Annotated in this window: 4 protein-coding genes; 1 reads left to right on the top strand and 3 read right to left on the bottom strand. The window is 31.0% G+C overall.

What is annotated here, in order from left to right; all coding sequences use genetic code 11:
- Positions 1-264: thiol-activated cytolysin C-terminal domain-containing protein (locus tag BPMYX0001_RS24970; protein WP_033799344.1), on the top strand; the 264-nt coding region annotated here is incomplete at its 5' end.
- Between the two features lie 379 nt (positions 265-643).
- On the opposite strand, the gene BPMYX0001_RS24965 is transcribed toward BPMYX0001_RS24970, so the two are convergent.
- The 3 genes from BPMYX0001_RS24965 to BPMYX0001_RS24955 are packed head-to-tail and all read right to left on the bottom strand — an operon-like array spanning position 644 to position 2,506.
- Entirely contained in the window at positions 644-1,267 is a 624-nt protein-coding gene (locus tag BPMYX0001_RS24965) for an ABC-2 transporter permease (protein ID WP_033799343.1), read from the bottom strand.
- A complete protein-coding gene (locus BPMYX0001_RS24960) occupies positions 1,260-2,129 on the bottom strand; it encodes an ABC transporter ATP-binding protein (RefSeq protein WP_006096961.1) in 870 nt (289 codons plus the stop codon). Before BPMYX0001_RS24960 ends, BPMYX0001_RS24965 begins: the two co-directional genes overlap by 8 nt.
- 2 nt (positions 2,130-2,131) lie before the next feature.
- The gene (locus BPMYX0001_RS24955) at positions 2,132-2,506 is read right to left on the bottom strand and encodes a GntR family transcriptional regulator (RefSeq protein WP_006096960.1); all 375 of its coding nucleotides are present in this window, start codon (positions 2,504-2,506) and stop codon (positions 2,132-2,134) included.
- Positions 2,507-3,820: the final 1,314 nt, after the last annotated feature.

Below are 3,820 nucleotides of genomic sequence, written 5' to 3'. Positions count from 1 at the left end.
TTCTCATATGATAAAAATGGTAAAGAAGTACTAACCCATAAAACCTGGGAAGGAAACGGAAGAGACAGAACTGCTCATTTCAATACAGTTATACCACTTCCGCCGAATTCAAAAAATGTAAAAGTCGTAGCAAGAGAATGTACAGGTCTTGCATGGGAATGGTGGAGAACAATTATTAATGAACAAAATGTTCCATTAACAAATGAAATTAAAGTTTCAGTTGGAGGAACAACATTATACCCAAGTGCTAATATTAGTCATTAGGTAAAAGTGAAGCGCCCTGTAAACAGGGCGCTTTTTCAAATATATCATACTTCTCTATATAATTGTTGTAGCTATCACCTCTCAAAAATAAGTATTTTCTGAACAATCGGGTATTAATCAATTTTCGCTGTTTTTTTTGCTGTAAACTTCCCCAAAAACTCACTCTAGAAACTGTGTCCTAAAAATGTACGTTTTAGATTTGTTGTATGTAGTCTTAAGTGAGCCCTTCAACTCGTCTGTAAAAGTATACCTTTATAAACAGGTAGGGTACCAAAGAAAAAGGCATCTTTACAAGAGGTAGAACCATATAATAAAAAACGTTTCTAATTTTAGAAACGTTTTACTTGTTAGGTATTCTATATTTCTGTTAAAAAAATTTTTAAAAATCAGTATGTTTATAAATTCTCACTGTTAAGAAGTAAGAACCCATAAATATAAGTATGGTAACGATTGAAGCAAGTATAACTAGTTGATTAATAGTAAATTGTGTAGTGAAGCTATATGCAAGGTCAGTAATATTTACATATGCCTCAATTGTTCTCCATAAAACAACAAATACAGGAAAAATAATGCTGACAGCAGCTATCAAATATTTATTGGTAAAGCGATAGAAAAATGGTAAGTAGATAGATGTAAACAACATCGCAGTAAGAATACTAATCACAATTTCCTGTGGAGTTGCAATTTGACCATAAGTCGGAGATACAAACTGAATTATCGCTTGAATCGATAAAGAAAATGACACCACTATAAGCATGAACATCATTGTACCTATATATTTTGACATAATAATTAATTTTCTACTATAAGGAAGGCTGTTAATAAACTTGTGACTATTATTCTTTGCGTCGTAATAATGTAGATTTATCACATAAGAACCAACCGGTAAAACGACCATTAAGTAAAAGCTCCCAAATGTCATAATAAAAAAGCATATGATAATCAAATACAATAATATAATTAATTTTTGCAATCGAAAGTCCTTTAATATTAAATTATACATATTGAATATTCCCCTTTTTTGTATAGTACATAATATCTTCTAACGTCGCTTCTTCAATTAACACATCATTCCCTAGTTGAGTATGTGTATGTAGTGTATTACTTGTAAGTGCTTCAAATCCGATGTTTGTTTCACGAATCCCAATTAATTGTTCCCTGATTTTTGGTGTAAGTAAGGCTGTATCCCCTTTTACAATTGCATATTCTTCAGAAATACTATGCATATCTTTTTCGAACACAATTTCTCCATTATGAATAAATACAATATAATCAGCTATACGGTCTAAATCAGTTGTAATGTGCGTAGAGAAAAAGATTGTTTTATCTTGATCGACCATTAAATCATAAAGGATGTCTAAAATTTCTCTTCGAAATACAGGGTCAAGTCCAGAAGTCGGTTCATCCATAATAATAAATTCGGCATGGTGTGAAAGTGCAAACGCTAGGGAAGTCTTCATTTTCATCCCTTTAGACATCTTTTTCATTTTTATGTTAGTCGGTAACTCAAAGTTTCGTATGTAGGATTGGAAGAGATTTTCATCCCATTTTTTATAAGCTGGAGCAATGAATTTTTTAAGTTGATGAACTGTCATATCTTCATAAAAGTTATTGTCATCATATACGAATCCAATACGCTCTTTAATAGAAACCTGATCCTTTTGATAATCCTTACCAAAAACTTTGATATCCCCACTATCCTTGCTAATAAGATCCATAATTAGTTTAATTGTTGTACTTTTTCCTGCGCCATTTGCACCAATAAATCCTGTTACAAACCCCTTTTTGATGTTGAACGATGCATTTTTTAAGGAAAATCCATTATATGTTTTTGAAACATTTTTCAGTTCTACAATGTTTTCCATTTCTATTCCTCCTCATAAATACGATTAATAATCTGTATTAACTCATCTCTTAATAAATGATTAGCCTTACTCTCTCGAACGATTGTACTGAACTTTTCACGTATTGGATCACTTGGTTCATCTACTTGTTGTTTTTTTGTTTGTTTTGCAACAAATGAGCCTTTCCCCACTATAGAGTAGATGTAACCTGCTTTTTCAAGTTCTTCGTATGCTCTTTTTGAAGTAATAACACTTACCTTCAAGTCCCTAGCTAATGAACGCATGGAAGGTAATGCGTCATCTTCTTTCAATGTTCCATTTGATACTTGTAATATAATTTGGTCAATGATTTGTTGATAAATAGGAGACTTAGACTTATTAGATAGTAAGATTCTCATGATTCAACTCCTTGCGTCTTAAATGCTTATGAACACATTATACACACTATGTACATTATATACAATATATACATTTGGAACGGTGTTAATTTTTCATATAGGATACCGTCACATTGATAAAAAGACGTTATCCTTTCCTATGATTTCTCAGAAAGAATAACGTCTTTTTTCATTTTAGGGGGTATTTTGTCTTGTTAGCTTGATAGCGATGGTGCTACCCCTATTTCTGCTCAAATTTTTTCTTTCTGAGACGAAAAAAATGAGCTGAATTATTATAAATAACTATGAAAGAGAAAATTTTTGTTTTGGAGATACTTCAAAATATTAACTCGATGAGTATGGGGGAAAGGGTGTAGACAAAAATTGTTCTTTCTCTACAGCTAGCTATTTATAAGAACGCATGTTATTTAAACCTTTACTCGGGTATGCAATTTTGCATATCCGAGTAAAGAGGGTTACTGTGTAAAATATGATTAAATTATGTTAAAAAACAATTAAATTTTAGTAAATTTCGTATGTAGATTGAAATAATTATTTTATAATTAGATATATCAAGTTGTAACTATCGCAATTACTTGAAATATATTAAATAATAATTATAGCAATATAACATTTCTACTTACATCAATACGCTATAAATAGATTGTTGAATATAATCGACAAAATTCTACTATTTACGCATTAAAAGTTTAATGTTTTAATAAAGGTGTAATTGGTATGACCACTAAGAGGAGAGAAAATTGTACTAATAAAAGTGCAATAAAGTTGCAAGTAACCTCATGTTAAGGTAATTTTCATAATACTCAGTTAATTTAGTTTAGGAATAATCTAGAATCATCACATTTGTACAAAATGGAATTTTAAGTCTCTACAAAGCAAAAATGATCTTATTTTATTCCGAGGTGAAAGTATAAGCAATGTGCCGTATAATTTCATCTTTTGCAATCTTGTAGGGCTCTTGCTGGCAAAACTAGAAGAAACATTATGAAATTACTTTCAAAAAATTCATGGCAGGGTTAGTTGTAGGAGCAATAGGTTTATCTACCTGGGTTCCTGCAAGTCAAGCAGCAACTCCGGAGAAAAATAAATATTATACTATTCATTTGGAAGCTAATTCAAATATAGGTGATGAAATTTTATTGTTTACTTGTGAAAAACATAGTATTTAAATGAAGGGGAAGTAAGGTCCTTATATTCTATGAGAAGTAAATAATAACGAGAGTTGAACACTCTATTTGAAAGAATTCTCCGTCCTCAAGCGTGTGCAAGGAGAGAGCCTAGCGCTAGGTCATTCAAGATGTATGTATAAGATTC

Origin of the sequence: Bacillus pseudomycoides DSM 12442 (assembly GCF_000161455.1) — a bacterium.
Lineage (GTDB): Bacteria > Bacillota > Bacilli > Bacillales > Bacillaceae_G > Bacillus_A > Bacillus_A pseudomycoides.
This window is presented reverse-complemented; position numbering and strand designations above follow the sequence as displayed.

Bases quoted from the DNA above. Each gene is read 5' to 3' on its own strand.
- BPMYX0001_RS24955 (WP_006096960.1), bottom strand. From the start codon at position 2,506: ATGAGAATCTTACTATCTAATAAGTCTAAGTCTCCTATTTATCAACAA.
- BPMYX0001_RS24960 (WP_006096961.1), bottom strand. From the start codon at position 2,129: ATGGAAAACATTGTAGAACTGAAAAATGTTTCAAAAACATATAATGGA.
- BPMYX0001_RS24965 (WP_033799343.1), bottom strand. From the start codon at position 1,267: ATGTATAATTTAATATTAAAGGACTTTCGATTGCAAAAATTAATTATA.